This window comes from Gemmatimonadota bacterium, from assembly GCA_009838645.1.
In the GTDB taxonomy this organism is placed as follows: domain Bacteria; phylum JAAXHH01; class JAAXHH01; order JAAXHH01; family JAAXHH01; genus JAAXHH01.
This window is the reverse complement of the sequence record VXRC01000023.1, coordinates 20,739-35,679: the sequence shown is the minus strand read 5'-3', so window position 1 is coordinate 35,679 and position 14,941 is coordinate 20,739. Positions and strand designations below refer to the sequence as shown.

The following is a 14,941-nucleotide window of genomic DNA, read 5'->3' as shown; positions in this document are numbered from 1 at the left end:
TCCTGCGGGCTCATCTGCAGCGGCGCGGTGATGAAATCCTTGCGCATGCCGTGGCCGAGTCCGAAGAAATCGCCGATGGGGCACTCCACGCTCGGTTCCGCGCTGCCGTCCCAGTACATGCGTAGTACGATGCGCCGGCAGTAGTCCTCCGCCGGCAGTCCAAGCGTCATCCACAGGTGCTTGATGCATCCCGGTTCGTCGATCTCGCCGATGACGCGCTTCTCGCCGGCTTCGATGCGCCAGAAATCGGAGTTTTCTCCGGAGGTATTCCAGCTGGAAATCCGGCGGCTGTCGTAAGCGCGCAGCGAGGGCAGCGACGCCAGGCTGGTCTGACCGATCATGGATCCTTCCTTTCGTGTTGTTGAGGATACAATGAGTATACAAGACGTAACTTAGACGATGGTCTCGACTGCTTCACCATCGCGCCGGACCTACCACTTCGGCATTCCCACCGTCACCAGGGCCTCGGTCACCTGCCCGAAGGGCCGCCCGCCCACGGTCAGGTTCAGCGCCACGGGCTGCCGCCGGCATTGCGTGCCCTCAGGAACGTGCAGCACCAGGCGGATCTCCTTCTGTTCCCGCGGTCCCAGGGACAAGGTCACCGTCTCGCTTTGCCAGCCGTCGGGCCCCACCAGCCGGAGGCGGGCCGGCTGCTCCGTGGGGAAGGGGTTGAGCACCCATCCGGTGAACTCGATCGGTCCGTCTTCGGGCGCGTGGGCCCGGTAGGGCACCAGCTTGCCGCCCTGGGACTCGGCGCCGAAGTGGGCTTCGTCGTCCTCCAGCAGCATGAGGGTGGTGTGCACGTCGTCGAAGGCCTCCGCGGCCCGGCCGATCTCGGCATACCATTCGGGTGACGTGCGGTACGGGCGGGTATGGCCCGTGATGACCAGATCGGGTTCAAAGCGCCGAAGGTCTTCCAGGAACCTTTTATAACATCCCGGGTCGAGCCCGTTCTTGTAGACGTGGTTCGTGAACATGCGCGCACCGGCCTGGTAGCCCACGCCGCCCTCCGTGTTGAAGAAGGCCTGGTCGCCGGTGTGGACCACGCGGGTCCCGTCGATCTCCATGCAGATCAACGTGGCGAACCGGGTGTGCCCCGACATGGGATACAGCGTGATGGGGATGTTCTCCCAGTGGACGGTCGTCCCGTTGGGGATGTGCCGGCCCACCCGGATCGGCTCGTGCCAGAGACAGGGCCGGTCGTACTTCACCGGGTGCTCGAGCAGGTCGCTGAACTGCGCGCCCGCCAGGACCTCCGTCCCGAACAGACGCTGGAGCATGGGGATGCCGTTGACGTGGTCGTCGTGGAAATGGGAGACGAGCGTCGCGTCGATCCGGTCGATCCCGAAGCGCTTCCTGAGCCCGCTGATCCCGTGGAGGATCGGCCTGCGGTTGGATACGTGGGATTTGGCCGGCTGGAACCCGGTCTTCAGGTTGTAGCCGTAGTCGATGGACATGACCTTGCCCGTGTCGCTGAGCACGAAATGGGTCTCCGCGCCGGCGTACTTCGAGCGGTACAGGTGGGGCAGCACCTCTTCGATATCGTCCTCGTCCGAGTCCTCCATCGGTTCGGCGACGCCGGGCTGGATCTCCTCGAGGCGCTTCAGGTTCGCCTTGAAGGCCGCGATGGCCCCGGCCGGATCCTCCACCGGGTCCCCCAGGCTCGGGAGCAGCCGGTCCGCACCGACCGCGAGCAGCCGGTTGACGGCGTGGTACAGGTTCCACGCACCCGTGTAGTCATTGTAGTTGTACTGCAGGGGCGCCAGGCGGGTCGTCTTCCCGGTCCCGCAGATCACCTCGCCGACGAATCCGATGCGCCGGCCGCCAACGTTCACAACGTAGCTGCTCGCGCCATTGGTCATGCCGGGTGTGGGCACGACCTCCCACGACAGCCCCGCGATCCCGCGCGTCTCGTAGTCCATCAGCCAGCCGTCGACCGGCACGGGCCGGACGGGCGAGAAGCGGTCCCACCGGTTGTCGTAGGAGTTCCAGTGCTGCCGTTCGCGGAAGTGCTGTTCCGGGTCGACGAGATACTCCTGGTCCCAGTACGGGCCGAGGATCCGGGCCCCCTTCTCGTGCAGCCTGATGGCGCCGTCCGTGTGGTCGCGGAAGTGGTGGGTGAGCAGGACCGTCACCGGCCTGCCGCCCGCGATCTCTTCGAGGTGGTCCGCGGCCTCGCCGGTGCCTGCGTTGACCAGCACGACGCCCTCCGGTCCTTCGACGGCATAGACGATGCAACTGTCCTGAAATCGGTAGATACCTTCTTCAATTCGTTTCCAATGGGAAGGCATGGAACTAAGGCTCCTTGGTTCGTCTCGTCCGGTGGTCCCGGTCGGTGGTCCCGGTCGGTAGTCTCGGTCAGTAGTCTCGGCCAGTGGTTGGCCGGTTTGAAAGGTTCATGGGTCAGGTGGCAGGATCGCCACGCACAACCTGGTCCATTATGCATGGGAAAGGCCCCGCGGGCAACCCTTACCGCATGACACCGGTACAAATGTATTGTAATCCGTCCCGGAAACGTATAAGTTCAATGCAGCGATTGCTTTATTCCCCCGGAATCTGATGCGCGCCGGTGCAGATTCCGGCCTGCATTCGTACGGAAACCGATACGTGTTCCCGCCACTGCCGGGGTCCGATCTTGGCCGACGTCGAAACCCTATACGACCACTACTTCCTCGAATACGCCACCTACGTCGTCAAGAACCGGGCGATTCCGGAGATCGACGACGGCCTGAAGCCCGTTCAGCGCCGCATCCTGCATACCCTCTTCGAGATCGACGACGGCAAGTACCACAAGGTGGCCAACGTCGTCGGCCAGACCATGCGGTTCCATCCCCACGGGGACCAGTCCATCTTCGGCGCCCTGGTCTCGCTCGCCAACAAGGACCTGTTCATCGACAAGCAGGGCAATTTCGGCTCGGTGCTTACGGGCGGCCAGGCTTCAGCCGCGCGCTACATCGAATGCCGGCTCACGCCCCTCGCCCGGGAAGTGCTGCTCAGCCCGGAGATTACGGAATACGTGGACTCCTACGATGGGCGCGCCCGCGAACCGGTGGTCTTCCCGGCCAAGGTGCCGGTGGCGCTCATCCTCGGCGCCGAAGGCATCGCCGTGGGCATGTCCACCCGCATCCTGCCCCACAACCCCATCGAGGTCATGGAAGCCCAGGTGTCCTGCCTCAAGGGCGAGCCCTTCCACCTGTACCCCGATTTCCCCACAGGCGGGCTCATGGACGTAAGCGAATACGAGGACGGAAACGGGCGCGTGTATACACGTGCCCGGCTGGAGCCCCGGGACGACGGCGTCGTCATGGTCCGCGCGCTTCCCTTCGGCGAAACGACGGAAAGCCTGATGAAATCCATTGAGGAGGCGGCCCGGTCGAAGCGCATTGCGGTGTCCGGACTGAACGACTACACCACGGACGATGTGGAGATCGAGATCCGAACGGACCCCGACACGGAAACCGCGGAAATCGACGACATCCTGCGGGGACTGTACGCCTTCACGTCCTGCGAGGTCACCCTCTCCGCCAACCTGCTGGTCATCAGCGACGGCCATCCCCGCGTGATGACCGTGACGGACATGATCCGGCACAGTACGAACCGGCTGCTGGAGATCCTCGCAGCGGAACTGAAGATCGAGGAGCGGGACCTGCGCGCCCGGCTCCGCGCCCGCAGGCTCGAGCAGGTCTTCATCGAAAACCGTATATACAAGGATATCGAGGACATCGACAACATCGAGGGTGTATACGCCGCCGTGCGCGAGGCAATCGCCCGGTACAGTCCCGTTTCGACCACGGCCCGCGCCGTGGACCGGGGCATGATCGAACTCAACGACGCGCCGGCGGAGATCCGCGACGCGGCCCGCAGCCTGCTGACGACCGTCTACCGCAGCCTGGACTTCGAACACTACGGTCCGAGCCGCGAGATGATCGCCCGGAACCTGGACGCGGTCGGGCACGGACCGGAGGCGCATCGTCGCCTGGTGCGGTCGCTTTTGGCGGCGATCCGCCACGAACTGACCGCGACGCGGCGCATGGCCGCCGTGGAAGACATCATCACGGCCGACAGCCTGACTACAGCGGACCTGGACCGGCTCCTCGACATCCCGATCTTCCGCATCACCCGCTACGGCATCGACCGGGCCGAAGCCGAGATGCGGGAGATCGAAAGCCAGCTCAGGACGGTGCTCCACAACCTTCATCACCTCACGGATTTCGCCATCGATTTCCTGGAGCAGCTCATCCGCGGCTACCGCGACGAGCATCCCCGCCGTTCGGAGGTCAAACCCTTCACGCCGGTGCAGGAACGCGACGCCGCGACCCGCGACCTGGTGCTCCGTTACGACACTGAATCCGGGTACATGGGCTACACCATCGAGAGCGGCAAGCCCCTCTTCAACGTCTCCCTCTACGACCGCGTCGTGATCGTGCGATCCGGAGGCGTCGCGGGCGTCCACAATACCCTTGACAAAATGTACGTCGACCTCGATATCCTGTACTGCGCCATGGAGGAACCGGGCCGCGTCTTCACCGTCGCCTACCGCGATCTCGAAGGCTACGCCTGCATCAAGCGCTGTACCATGGACCGCTGCCGGATCAACCAGCTCTACGAACTCGTACCGGGGGATTCGGAGTTGCTGGATTTCACGGCAGAGGTCGATCCGGAGATCGTGGTGACTTTGGGGGATGTGGCGGTCGAGGAATTAAAGCAAGGGGCTGGAGAGGATTCGACCGATCAGGAGTCGTTGCAGGATCGCGAAGTCCGCGAGACCGGCGAGTACCTCAAGGCCGACGATTTCCCCATCCGAAGCCACCGTGCGAGAGGTGACCGGATCGAACGGACGGATGTCGTGAGTGTGGAATTTGTAATCAATAACAGCATCAACCAGGAAAGGTGATCTTCATGTCTTCATGGAATCTGTTGAGCTGGAACGTGAACGGGGTAAGGGCGGTGGCGAAGAAGGGATTTATCGAGTGGCTCCAGGAAGAGGCGCCGGACATCCTGTGCATCCAGGAAACCAAGTCCCAGGAGTCGCAGCTGGACGCCAAGATCACGGATGTCGACGGATATACGAGTTACTGGTCAGAAGCGGAGAAAAAAGGATACAGCGGCGTTGGTGTCTACACGCGCCACGAACCCATCAGCGTTGCGAAAGGGTTTGGCGAGGAGCGATTCGATTCGGAAGGTCGGACTCTGGTTCTGGAATATCCCGATTTCACCCTGTTCAACGTGTACTTCCCAAACGGCAAGCAGAACGCCCAACGGCTGCAGTACAAGATGGATTTCTACGAGGCCATCCTGGCGCACTGGGAATCGCTCCGCACGGACGGCAAAAAGCTGGTCATCTGCGGCGACGTGAATACTGCACACAACGCCATCGACCTCGCCCGTCCTAAGGACAACGAGAAGATCTCCGGGTTCCTTCCCATGGAGCGCGAGTGGATCGACAAGATCGTTGATATGGGTTACGTAGATACCTTCCGGCAATTCGACGAAGGGCCGGACAACTACACCTGGTGGCACCTCATGTCCGGAGCGAGAAAGCGGAACGTGGGCTGGCGCATCGATTACTTCTACGTAACCGCGGACCTGATGCCCTCAGTCTCCGACGCGTGGATCATGCCAGACGTCATGGGTTCGGACCACTGCCCCATCGGGATTGAGGTGGGGGTGGGGTGAGTTGAGTGCACGGCCACAACCTCAATTCCGCGATGGCAGCTTGCATTCCCCAGCGCTTCTTCGATGGCGTAGGCGTCACTGCGGAATCATTCTACTTGTGGATTTATCGAGGTAATTGATAGGGGATCGTCACTGCGACCGGACCGTCAGCCTTGAAGTCTCGCGTGTTTCGAGTGACCAAGGACATTCCTTCCTGTATTGCAATGGGCGCTTGAATTGCATCCGGAAGTTTCATGCCGTGGTGGTGTCTCAACTTTGCGGCGGCATCGGCGACTTCTATGGTAACTGGCAATGCGGCAAACTGATCCAGGAGCTCGAGAGCCAACGGTTCAGATTCGGGAGGGAATCCAGCTAGCGTCTCTGCGCGGGTAATGACGGATATCACGCAATCTTGACCGTGAGCGGCCAGGAACTCCCTCGCTGCATCAACGCCGTTGAAGTGGTCAATGACGATAACCGAGTCCAGCAGGTATCTCGCCATGACTCAAAGCCATTCCTTGCGGATTTGCACCTGGTACTCAAGGCCGTCACCGGATTGCCAGATGTCTGCGGTCTGTTCGAGTGCCTCATGCAATGAAACATCCGAGCCACGCCTTTCCTTGGCCTGGTATTCGCTGACTGCCTGACGAATCAACGAGGCCCTGGATACACGTCGCAGTGCGGCCTGTTGGTCCAGCCACGCTTTCTGCTTGTCTTCCAGGTTGATTACTGTTCTGACCAGTCCTTTGCTCACGGATGCCCCTTTGGAGTTGTTTGGCGTACGTCTACATCAAATAACGTTCATTCGGGTACTCCGTGCAAGCAAATGCTACAAGCGTGAGTTAAATATGGAATCATGGTCTTCACACAGTCGGTCTGTCACAAACGTCACCAAGGCCTCAATCAACCTGCATCTCATATATCTATTCTGATACCGAAGAGAATCGTAGGTTCGACAACTCAAGGATTTACTCTACTCCTGTACTCGAGCTGTCCAGCGCCTCCTCAAGCGCGGCGGCCAGGACCCCGGGCTCGTCCGTTCCGATGCGGCAGGTCTTGCCGCTCTTCATCTTCAGCTCCACCGCTTCCAGACCCGATACGTTGTATAGCCAGCCCCGCGGCGTTAGTCGGATCCCCCAACCATAAAGCCAGGAGTTTCTGACCGGCTGGCAGGACTCGATCCGATCCAGGGGGAACCGCTTCCGGATCAGGCCGATGCCGAAACTGATGCGGAGGTCCTGGCCATCGATCGTGACGGTCAGGTTGTGGAACAGCGCCAGGACACCGAGCAGGAAGATCAATATCATCCACGCGAGGGGTGCCGCTCCGGCCAGCCACGCGGGCAGAATGACCAGCGGCAGGATGGCGATAATGATGATGACATTGACCGTGCCGAACTGGGTGTGGCGATAGGTGCTCATTGCATTTCGTCCTGCCAGGGCTTGATCCAAAGACCCGCCAGCTTGCCGTACCGGTCGAGGACGACGCGCACTTCGGGTGGCTGGGACGCGGCCCCGTACCGGCCTCTGAAGCGGTGGATCAGCAGGTGTGGCTGGCTGTCCATGTACCGGGTTTCGACGTAGTCCAGGCCCTCGAAGGCGCCGAACATCAGTCGAATGGCCTGGTGGTTCTGACGTTGTACCTCCACGGTGAAACCCACGCGAAATCCCTCGGTGGCCTCCTCTGAGCTCAGAGTTTCAAAGCGGCCCTGTTCGTACCCCTGGAGGATCCGTGTGGTCAGCTGCGCGGCCCGATGTTGTTGATCGGACTGGACGGGAATGCTGACAACAGGCTGAGGAGCGACGGTGCCCTGCAGGAGCTGTCCCGTCGCTCCAGTGGCCACCTCGCCCACGGCGATGGCGGCGATGAATGCACCAATCGCCCAGCCACCGGCGACATGGCACGAAACGGAAAAGGCGCGGTACATGAGGAGCACGATCCAGACCAGCAGCAACACCATCACCGTACCTACCGCGATGAGGCCGGTTAGCTGTGCGACAGAGAAGTGAGAGGCGCCCTGGGCAATCAGAGAGTCCGTGAAGTCGCGAAAGGGCGGGGACAACACGATCAGGGCCACGAGCAGACCAGGCGCACGGGCCAGGGCCTGGGTACCGAAGACGTCGATGGGGCGTACGCGGCTACGGCTGAGACCGCGGCCGGCAAGGTAGAGCAGGGCGCTGGGAACTAGCCACGCCAAAAGGCCTTGCGCTATGGCGAGCCAGATTGGCGTCGGCGTCGAAAGCTGGAAGGAAAGCGTGCCCGTGTAACGGTAATCGAATGCGCCGCCGAGCCAGGCGGTCAAGATGATGCATGCCAGGCCCCAGGCCAGCGCCGGCCCGCCGGCCAGGTAGTGGAAGGGATTGAACAGCCACATGCGCCAGACTGGTGTCTTGCGTGTGTGGGAAGCGATGGTGTGGGAAGCGTCCATGGCTGGCGTCCTACTATGGAATGCGCATCAGAATCAGCTTGCTTCGTCGAGTTCTTCCTCCGGGCGATCCGCCGCCAACGAATCCAGATGCTCGACCAGGTCATCGAGGCGGTTCCGCAGCGTGGGGTAGGAGACGCCGTAGTGTTCGGCCATGTCCTTGAGATTGCCGCCGGTCTGGAGAAAGCAGAGCACGAAGGCCTGATCCTCCGAGGCAAGCCGGGCTAACGGAGGAAGGTGGAAACCGCCTATCACGGCCGTATCGCACTCGGTACAATCCAGGCGGGTGACTTTCAGGGCCGCGCCACAGCCCGGGCATTGGGCGGGTAAACGCGGGTTCGGTATCCGATCCGTGCCATTAATCAACTCGGTATCGTTATTCAAATCGGTGTCGCCGGTCATAGGATGTCCACGATTCGTTGTTTTTTCCCTCTATCGTCAAAAATTAAAACGATGTTCATATAAACGCAAATATTTTTTATATATTAGTAAATAAGAGTAAAATAATCGTAAGTAAATTTCGTATTAGTGATGCATAGAGATGATCACACACGTCATCTCCGCCGTGCCAATCGCTATTAAAGAAAGTAAAACACGAGATCACTCGTACGCTCTACTACTGATACGATTAAAGGGCGTTGATCCGGAGGATTCGCGGCGCCGATCCCGAAGGCGGACTTCGGTAGGAGCGAATCAGAGAGCAAAAAGCAACCCGGAGCGATGGCCGCGTCCCGCATGCAAATGGTATGATCAAGTAGGTATGATCAAGGAGTCACAATATAAACAAGAGGACAGGAGCGATGAACAATCCAAAAAGCAAACGCCCACCCGGTGAAACCGGGATGAGTTCACGGGAAATCGAGGCGTCCATCAGACGGATCGAAGATGATCTGTATTTCAGTTCGGACAACTTCAAGATCCGACTGACCAGGATCGAGGAAAAACTGGAGCATGTAACCACCCGAGATGATCTGAAGGCATACGCCACAAAGGAAGATCTGAAGGCATTTGCCACACGGGAGGATCTTGCAGGATTGAGAACGGAAATGATCACCCACACGAATACGTTGTTTCGATGGACAATCGGCGTTGTCGTTTCCTGCATGGGAGTCATCTTGACCGTATTGAAGCTAACCTGAACCAACAGCCGTCATTGGGAGGATCGCTAGACGCAAATGAACCACACAAAAAACAAACGACGAACCGGTGATGCAACGTCAGGTCGACGCGGAACCGCGGCATCCGTCAAGCGGATCGAGAAAAAACTGGAACATGTCGTCACACGTGATGATCTGAAGGCCTTCGCCACGCGTGATGATTTGAAGGTATTCGCAACCCGAGAAGACCTTACAAACATGAAGATCAGTATGATCAGGTGGACTATAGGTAGCATGCTCGCACTGGCGGGGATTACAGTTACGGCGTTCAAATGGTTTCTGCCATGAATCGTCACTTACAGTTAAAAACTGAAGGCTGCGTTCCATTATTACATGGTTCCAGGCATAAACACATAACTCAAGGATAGACACGATGAATGATCAAAAACGCAAACGCCCAACCGGCAATACCGGGATGAGTTCACGGGAAATCGCGGAATCCATCAGGCGGATCGAAGATGATCTTTACTACAGTTCGGACAACATCAAGATCCGATTGACCAGGATCGAGGAGAAGCTGGAGCATGTCGTCACACGAGACGATCTGAAGGCCTTCGCGACCCGTGAAGATCTGAAGGCCTTCGCGACCCGTGAAGATCTGGGTGTACTGAGAACAGACATGGAACGGATGAGAACGGACATGGAACGGATGAGAACGGACATGTTTGCCCACTCGAATACGCAATTTCGATGGACAATCGGCGTTGTCGTTTCCTGTATGGGGGTCATCTTGACCGTAATGAAACTAACCTGACCGGGCAAGACGACTACCCGTTACATCTCCGCTGTTCCCACGACCGTATCCGAGAACACCACGTGCCCCCACATCTCGGGGACGTGCATGTTGATCACGCCCTGCGGCGACCAGACCCAGTTGTCGCAGGGCACGCCTTCTTTCCGCAGATAGCCGTCCTTGTAGCGCTCGAACTCCCACTCGACCCGCGAAAAGTTGACCCGCCAGGAATCCCCGGTTTTCGGAGGGCAGTCCACCCCGGCGTACTCGGACATGCTGGTCCAGGGGAAGGCGATTTCGGTGGACCAGCCGCGGTCCACGTCGTGGGAACAGTTGACGGTGCCGTCGATGTGGACGGCGTGGCGCACGCCTTCGAAGTCCCAGTCGTGGTCGGCTTTCCCGCCCTTGTTGTAGGGCTTGGGCAGGTACAGGTCCCACACGGCGTTCAGGGGGTTGATCTCGAACTCCATGTAGTGGTTGGTGTCGCCGTCGGGATCGATGAACACCTCGAAGTCGTTGTCGTGGCAGATGATGGAATCGCGCTTGGTCAGCGTGCCCCAGACGTCCGGCTCTTCCATGTCGGCCGCCACGTAGAAGTACTCGTCGTCCCACAGCATCATGGCGCGCGTGCCGAAGCGCGGGATGGGCTTGAGGTCCCCCTCGATATCGACGAAGAGGTCCGTGCGAGGCGCCCGGATCCAGGAAGGTTCGCTCAGCTTTCCATCGATCGTGATGGGGCCGCAGGTACGGTAGCAGGTGTAGGTCTTGGGGACGATATTCGGCGATGGTGCATCGGACATGATGGTTCTTTCTTTTGGTGATGAAGGTGAAAAGGAGTTGCGAACTGGACGACGGGCAGCCAGTTCGGGTCGCGGGTCCTGGTCCGTGGGTTCAGGTCAGTGGGTTACGTCCGCATGCCCGACTGCGATTCGAATCCCAGCAGGCGCTTCAAGGTTGGTGTCGCCCGCTCGACGACCTCGGGGCTCGCCAGCCTGAACTGGTCTTGCTGCGGCTTCATGAACGAGCGACAGAAGAACCCCAGCAGAATCATCCGTTCCTCCCCGGTTCGATTGGCGCCGCTGCTGTGCCAGGTCGCGCCGTGGATGATGACGATATCGCCCCTGCGCGCGTCCAGCTGGATGACGTCGTCGTATTCCTTTTCCGGATCGGGGGTGTATTCGCGCTTGTAGCTGCCCGGAACGATCCGCGTGGCCCCGTTCTCCGACGTGAAGTCGTCGAGCACGTAGATCGTGTTGGCGCAGAAGGCGAAGGGTGGAGGCGGTTGCGGGAAACGGCCCAGCGGAAAGTCCACGTGCAGGCCGCCGGCCGGCGCGCCGGGGCCGATGAGATTGACGGTAAAGCTGCTCAGAATGCAGTCGTCGCCCAGCAGGTGTTCCTGCAGCGCAAGTACCTGGGGCAGTTGGATCATCTCCTCGTAGATGCGGCCCTTGTTGACCAGGTTCCACACCCGCTGCGCGTGCCCGTCGAAGTAGACGTGTTCACCGTCTCCGGCTTTTTCTTCTGCGGCCAGCTCGGCCGAGCGATCACGCAGGGCACCGGCCTGCTCCGGGGTCAACGCCTCCTTGATCACGACGTAACCGTGTTCGTCGAGATGGGCCTTGGCGTCCTCCAGCTTCATCCGGGATGCTCCTCCGGGTTTATTTTATATGCGATGGGATGGCCCGAAGACCTCGAACGGCCCCGAACGGCTCCGACCGACCTCGAACGGCCTTGACCGACCTCGAACGGCCTTGACCGACCTCGAACGGCCCCGAACGGCGTCGTCAGCCTCGTCGGATTCCCTTATGCGCCTTCGTACGGCACCGAGATGCCTTCGACAAATTCGGGCTCGTCCATGTCGGCCGTCATGTAGACGTGGCTGCCTTTCCGGTCGCTCGTGGTTCCCGCCATGTGGGCGCCGCTGGCGTCCAGGGAGATGATCTGCACGCCGCCCACGCGTTGGGAGTCCAGTTCGTTCATGTCCCGAAGCCCCTCGGCCGTGGCCTCTTCGAGCGACATGCCCATCTTCATGTAGGTGACCACGTTCCGGGCCGCGCCGGTCCGGATGGCCAGCTCGCCCGTGCCCGTGCATGCCGCGGCGCCGTAACGGTTGTCCGCGAATCCGCCCGCGCTGATGACCGGCGAATCGCCCAGGCGGCCCGGGTACTTCCATCCCCAGCCGCTCGTGCTGACGCCCACGCAGATGTCGCCGTTGCCGTCCTGCGCGATGAAGTTGGTCGTGCCCCCGGCCTTCTGCGGATCGACGGCCAGGTGGCTCAGCTTCCACAGTTCTTTGGTGTGCTGGAGTTCCTCGGGGTCGTCGATCCCGAGCTGTTCGCGCACGTGCTTCGCATAGATCTCGGGCATCTCGGGGTCCACGTAGGTGCTCTTCTCGAATCCCATTTCGCTGGCGAACCGCTCCGCGCCGTCACCCACCAGGAAGACGTGGATCAACTTCTCCATGACGCAGCGGGCGATCGAGATCGGGTGGTCGTAGCCCGTAACCGCGCCTACGGCCCCCACGTCGCGCGTGCGCCCGTCCATGATGAGGGCATCCAACTGGGGATAGCCGAGGATGTTCGGATAGCCGTGCAGGCCGACGCTACGATCGGGACGGTGCACCTCCACCTCCCGGATGCCGATCTCGATGGCGTCTACCGCGGTCTTGCCTTCCTTGAGCGCGGCCACCGCCTGCTGGATGCCCACGTCGCCGTTGTTCGTAGCCATGACGATCATTATGACGGTCCTTTTCACATGATGGTTTTGATTTGTGTTTTATCTACGAGACTGGAAACCTGATTTGCGACTCTTAAGATATCAGCGTGGGATCAACGGTGGTAGGCTTATTTGGATCAACTTTGGAAGGAGTCAGACATGACCATGATATCCCGTGATCATTGGACCTTCGGCGCCCAGATCAAACCGGCCTGGAAACTCCGATCTGATGGCATAGGAGGTGAGAAGGCTGGGATACACGAGTGTTGACGAGATGCCAACAAAATCGGCGTTGACAATCTGCCAACGTTGTGACTTGATTGTTTTGGGATTCATGTAGTCACCCATGCCAGGTGGCTTGATGGATACAACAGTTGAAACGACGACTTACGGGTCGCTCCCGTTCTGTGACGAATCCCTCGAAACAACCACCCCGGATAGGTAAGGAACCAGATGATGACTGTAATAGATGATACTCCCGATATGAAACGTCGAATGAGCAGGTTGGAACGCAGGGTATCCAGTCTTGAAGATACTTCGAGTTCGATATTGAATCACATCCTCAAAATTGACAACCGATTGGATGGAATCGAGACCAACGTGGCGGACCTGAAAACCAACGTGGCGGACCAGAAAACCAACTTGGAAGGGATCAAAGAGAAACTTGATCTTGTTAGTGAAATTGCATCCGCTAACTCAGAATCGTTAGTCCATACAGGGGAAACACTGGATCGGATTTTGAAGATTCTCAAGAAATAACCCCATGACGGAGATTGGCATGCCGTGGCACCCTCTAAAAGATGCGTTGCGCGATCCTGACAAGCCCTGGTCGGCTGTGTCGAGATTCGAGGCACCTCCTTTATGGAACGCCTTGCAAAAGGCAATTGGTTGCCAAGATACCTTCAAGGCTGAACGGAGAGAACGGTCTACCTCATCCCGATACATCTCCTTAAAGTCAATGAAGGGCTGATCGGGTATCTCGAGTCAACAAAAGAGGAAGACGCCAAGGGGTAGAAGGTTGACTCTCGTTGAAATGTGCGTGTGTGGTTTCCATACAGGACGGATGACTACTTGATCATCTGGATTCGCATCGGGACGCTGGAATCCTACAACAGGGACGGTCGGGATTTCCGGCTGAAGCGGCGGCTGGAGGAAATCTCCGGGCAGCCGTGCCTGATGCTGCACCAGGAGCAGATGACGCCGGAGATCGTCGAGCCTCTGAAGCCTTGCGCCATGCTGCTCAGCGGTTGCGGGACCTTCTTCCAGCATTTCAACCCGGAGACGTTCTACGGCTTCGAGGATACGCTGAACGCGATGGCGGACGTGCCCACCATGGGACTGTGCGCCAGCCACCAGCTCATGGGGTTCATGTTCAACGACGGCTTTCGCAACCTGACGAAACTCGAAGACGAGATGATGCGGCCGCTGCGGCCCGGCGAACCCGACGTGCTCGATCCCAATCCCGATGCGCTCGGCTATTTTTGCGAAGAGGGTTTCTACCCGGTGCGTCCGTTGAAGGCCGATCCGTTGTTCGACGAGCTGCCCGACCCGGTGGTCGTCCGGCAGTCGCACTACGCGGAGATGAAGACCGTGCCCCCGGATTTCGACCTCATCGCCTCGAACGAAAACTGCCGGATCCAGGCGATCAAACACCGGGAGCGGCCCCTGTACGGCACGCAGTTCCACCCGGAATACTACGTCGATGTCTATCCCCACGGCCGGAAGATCCTGGAGAACTTCTTCCGCGTGGCCGGGGTGTTGTAGAGACTAACCAGGGGCGATCGGAATCTACAGGATTACATTTCTTTTCTGTGCCACCACTCTTCGAGGATGGTACACTGAAGAGCGCCCGTTTCGCTTGAAAACACGAGTCTGAACGTCCCGTCGAGGCTGACCCTCGCTCCGGTGGCCTGCAGAGTGTAACGGGCTTGCCAGCCGGCAATCGCGGTATCGTTCCTGACCGCCCAGACCTGCGATTCGAACTCGATGTCCTCGTGTGTTTCCACCGCGTATTTCTGCCAATAAGCCCGAATTTCGTGCCGTCCTCTCATTGGTTCATCAAAAGGCGTTTCACGATAAGTAGCCGTCTCGGCAAACAGCGTCACCACCTGGTCCGGGTCGCTATCGACCCAGGCACGGCCATATTCGTCGAGCCAGTTCCGAACGTCCTGTTCCGTCATGGTCTTCTCCGTCCTCAGCTGCGTGATCTGCACACCGCCTAACGTCGCCATTTTAGGTAAAGCGTAATAGCACAGT

General features: G+C 59.5%; 18 protein-coding genes. 7 read left to right on the top strand and 11 right to left on the bottom strand.

Features of this window, described 5'->3' with window-relative positions; translation table 11 throughout:
* Together F4Y38_06410 and F4Y38_06405 are read right to left on the bottom strand one after the other, a co-directional pair.
* A partial coding sequence (locus F4Y38_06410) for a DUF2961 domain-containing protein (GenBank protein MXY48921.1) occupies positions 1 to 341 on the bottom strand: 341 nt, incomplete at its 3' end.
* A gap of 90 nt (positions 342 to 431) precedes the next feature.
* The gene (locus tag F4Y38_06405; GenBank protein MXY48920.1) at positions 432 to 2,291 is read right to left on the bottom strand and encodes an MBL fold metallo-hydrolase; all 1,860 of its coding nucleotides are present in this window, start codon (positions 2,289 to 2,291) and stop codon (positions 432 to 434) included.
* Between the two features lie 344 nt (positions 2,292 to 2,635).
* On the opposite strand from F4Y38_06405, the gene F4Y38_06400 reads away from it, so the two are divergent.
* The gene (locus tag F4Y38_06400) at positions 2,636 to 4,894 is read left to right on the top strand and encodes a hypothetical protein (protein MXY48919.1); all 2,259 of its coding nucleotides are present in this window, start codon (positions 2,636 to 2,638) and stop codon (positions 4,892 to 4,894) included.
* 5 nt (positions 4,895 to 4,899) lie between these two features.
* Entirely contained in the window at positions 4,900 to 5,676 is a 777-nt protein-coding gene (gene xth, locus F4Y38_06395) for an exodeoxyribonuclease III (GenBank protein MXY48918.1), read from the top strand.
* 103 nt (positions 5,677 to 5,779) lie between these two features.
* Here xth and F4Y38_06390 read toward each other — a convergent pair whose 3' ends face one another.
* The 5 genes from F4Y38_06390 to F4Y38_06370 form a co-directional block, all read right to left on the bottom strand.
* Positions 5,780 to 6,157: a type II toxin-antitoxin system VapC family toxin gene (locus tag F4Y38_06390; protein MXY48917.1), complete on the bottom strand. Its 378-nt coding sequence runs from the start codon at positions 6,155 to 6,157 to the stop codon at positions 5,780 to 5,782.
* A 3-nt stretch (positions 6,158 to 6,160) separates the two neighbouring features.
* The gene (locus F4Y38_06385) at positions 6,161 to 6,409 is read right to left on the bottom strand and encodes a ribbon-helix-helix protein, CopG family (protein MXY48916.1); all 249 of its coding nucleotides are present in this window, start codon (positions 6,407 to 6,409) and stop codon (positions 6,161 to 6,163) included.
* Between the two features lie 214 nt (positions 6,410 to 6,623).
* On the bottom strand, positions 6,624 to 7,076 hold the full coding sequence (locus F4Y38_06380) for a hypothetical protein (protein MXY48915.1): 453 nt from the start codon (positions 7,074 to 7,076) through the stop codon (positions 6,624 to 6,626).
* Positions 7,073 to 8,083 (bottom strand): hypothetical protein, encoded by a 1,011-nt coding sequence (locus tag F4Y38_06375; protein MXY48914.1) that lies wholly within the window; start codon positions 8,081 to 8,083, stop codon positions 7,073 to 7,075. The genes F4Y38_06380 and F4Y38_06375 overlap by 4 nt, the downstream gene beginning before the upstream one ends.
* Before the next feature lie 33 nt (positions 8,084 to 8,116).
* Positions 8,117 to 8,482 carry a DUF2089 domain-containing protein gene (locus tag F4Y38_06370; GenBank protein MXY48913.1) on the bottom strand — a complete coding sequence of 122 codons (366 nt, stop codon included), beginning with the start codon at positions 8,480 to 8,482 and terminating at the stop codon, positions 8,117 to 8,119.
* 398 nt (positions 8,483 to 8,880) lie between these two features.
* Here F4Y38_06370 and F4Y38_06365 point away from each other — a divergent pair, with 398 nt between their 5' ends.
* The 3 genes from F4Y38_06365 to F4Y38_06355 all read left to right on the top strand — a co-directional run bounded on the left by F4Y38_06365 (position 8,881) and on the right by F4Y38_06355 (position 9,991).
* The gene (locus F4Y38_06365) at positions 8,881 to 9,219 is read left to right on the top strand and encodes a hypothetical protein (protein ID MXY48912.1); all 339 of its coding nucleotides are present in this window, start codon (positions 8,881 to 8,883) and stop codon (positions 9,217 to 9,219) included.
* 36 nt (positions 9,220 to 9,255) lie between these two features.
* The gene (locus tag F4Y38_06360) at positions 9,256 to 9,525 is read left to right on the top strand and encodes a hypothetical protein (protein ID MXY48911.1); all 270 of its coding nucleotides are present in this window, start codon (positions 9,256 to 9,258) and stop codon (positions 9,523 to 9,525) included.
* Between the two features lie 85 nt (positions 9,526 to 9,610).
* Entirely contained in the window at positions 9,611 to 9,991 is a 381-nt protein-coding gene (locus F4Y38_06355; protein MXY48910.1) for a hypothetical protein, read from the top strand.
* A gap of 20 nt (positions 9,992 to 10,011) precedes the next feature.
* Here F4Y38_06355 and F4Y38_06350 read toward each other — a convergent pair whose 3' ends face one another.
* The 3 genes from F4Y38_06350 to F4Y38_06340 all read right to left on the bottom strand — a co-directional run bounded on the left by F4Y38_06350 (position 10,012) and on the right by F4Y38_06340 (position 12,706).
* Positions 10,012 to 10,770, bottom strand: a complete 759-nt coding sequence (locus F4Y38_06350; protein MXY48909.1) for a carbohydrate-binding family 9-like protein — start codon at positions 10,768 to 10,770, stop codon at positions 10,012 to 10,014.
* 104 nt (positions 10,771 to 10,874) lie between these two features.
* Positions 10,875 to 11,609 carry a hypothetical protein gene (locus tag F4Y38_06345; GenBank protein MXY48908.1) on the bottom strand — a complete coding sequence of 245 codons (735 nt, stop codon included), beginning with the start codon at positions 11,607 to 11,609 and terminating at the stop codon, positions 10,875 to 10,877.
* A gap of 164 nt (positions 11,610 to 11,773) precedes the next feature.
* Complete coding sequence (locus F4Y38_06340) at positions 11,774 to 12,706, bottom strand: asparaginase (GenBank protein ID MXY48907.1); 933 nt, start codon at positions 12,704 to 12,706, stop codon at positions 11,774 to 11,776.
* Between the two features lie 432 nt (positions 12,707 to 13,138).
* Between F4Y38_06340 and F4Y38_06335 the strand changes: the two genes are divergently transcribed.
* Together F4Y38_06335 and F4Y38_06330 are read left to right on the top strand one after the other, a co-directional pair.
* On the top strand, positions 13,139 to 13,444 hold the full coding sequence (locus tag F4Y38_06335) for a hypothetical protein (protein MXY48906.1): 306 nt from the start codon (positions 13,139 to 13,141) through the stop codon (positions 13,442 to 13,444).
* Positions 13,445 to 13,756: 312 nt separating this feature from the next.
* Positions 13,757 to 14,449 (top strand): hypothetical protein, encoded by a 693-nt coding sequence (locus F4Y38_06330; GenBank protein ID MXY48905.1) that lies wholly within the window; start codon positions 13,757 to 13,759, stop codon positions 14,447 to 14,449.
* Positions 14,450 to 14,481: 32 nt separating this feature from the next.
* On the opposite strand, the gene F4Y38_06325 is transcribed toward F4Y38_06330, so the two are convergent.
* Positions 14,482 to 14,916, bottom strand: a complete 435-nt coding sequence (locus F4Y38_06325; protein MXY48904.1) for a nuclear transport factor 2 family protein — start codon at positions 14,914 to 14,916, stop codon at positions 14,482 to 14,484.
* Positions 14,917 to 14,941 lie beyond the last annotated feature (25 nt).

Coding starts and splice junctions, on each gene's coding strand:
- F4Y38_06405 (MXY48920.1), bottom strand. CDS start 2,291: ATGCCTTCCCATTGGAAACGAATTGAAGAAGGTATCTACCGATTTCAG.
- xth (MXY48918.1), top strand. CDS start 4,900: ATGTCTTCATGGAATCTGTTGAGCTGGAACGTGAACGGGGTAAGGGCG.
- F4Y38_06390 (MXY48917.1), bottom strand. CDS start 6,157: ATGGCGAGATACCTGCTGGACTCGGTTATCGTCATTGACCACTTCAAC.
- F4Y38_06380 (MXY48915.1), bottom strand. CDS start 7,076: ATGAGCACCTATCGCCACACCCAGTTCGGCACGGTCAATGTCATCATC.
- F4Y38_06375 (MXY48914.1), bottom strand. CDS start 8,083: ATGGACGCTTCCCACACCATCGCTTCCCACACACGCAAGACACCAGTC.
- F4Y38_06370 (MXY48913.1), bottom strand. CDS start 8,482: ATGACCGGCGACACCGATTTGAATAACGATACCGAGTTGATTAATGGC.
- F4Y38_06365 (MXY48912.1), top strand. CDS start 8,881: ATGAACAATCCAAAAAGCAAACGCCCACCCGGTGAAACCGGGATGAGT.
- F4Y38_06360 (MXY48911.1), top strand. CDS start 9,256: ATGAACCACACAAAAAACAAACGACGAACCGGTGATGCAACGTCAGGT.
- F4Y38_06355 (MXY48910.1), top strand. CDS start 9,611: ATGAATGATCAAAAACGCAAACGCCCAACCGGCAATACCGGGATGAGT.
- F4Y38_06350 (MXY48909.1), bottom strand. CDS start 10,770: ATGTCCGATGCACCATCGCCGAATATCGTCCCCAAGACCTACACCTGC.
- F4Y38_06345 (MXY48908.1), bottom strand. CDS start 11,609: ATGAAGCTGGAGGACGCCAAGGCCCATCTCGACGAACACGGTTACGTC.
- F4Y38_06340 (MXY48907.1), bottom strand. CDS start 12,706: ATGATCGTCATGGCTACGAACAACGGCGACGTGGGCATCCAGCAGGCG.
- F4Y38_06335 (MXY48906.1), top strand. CDS start 13,139: ATGATGACTGTAATAGATGATACTCCCGATATGAAACGTCGAATGAGC.
- F4Y38_06325 (MXY48904.1), bottom strand. CDS start 14,916: ATGGCGACGTTAGGCGGTGTGCAGATCACGCAGCTGAGGACGGAGAAG.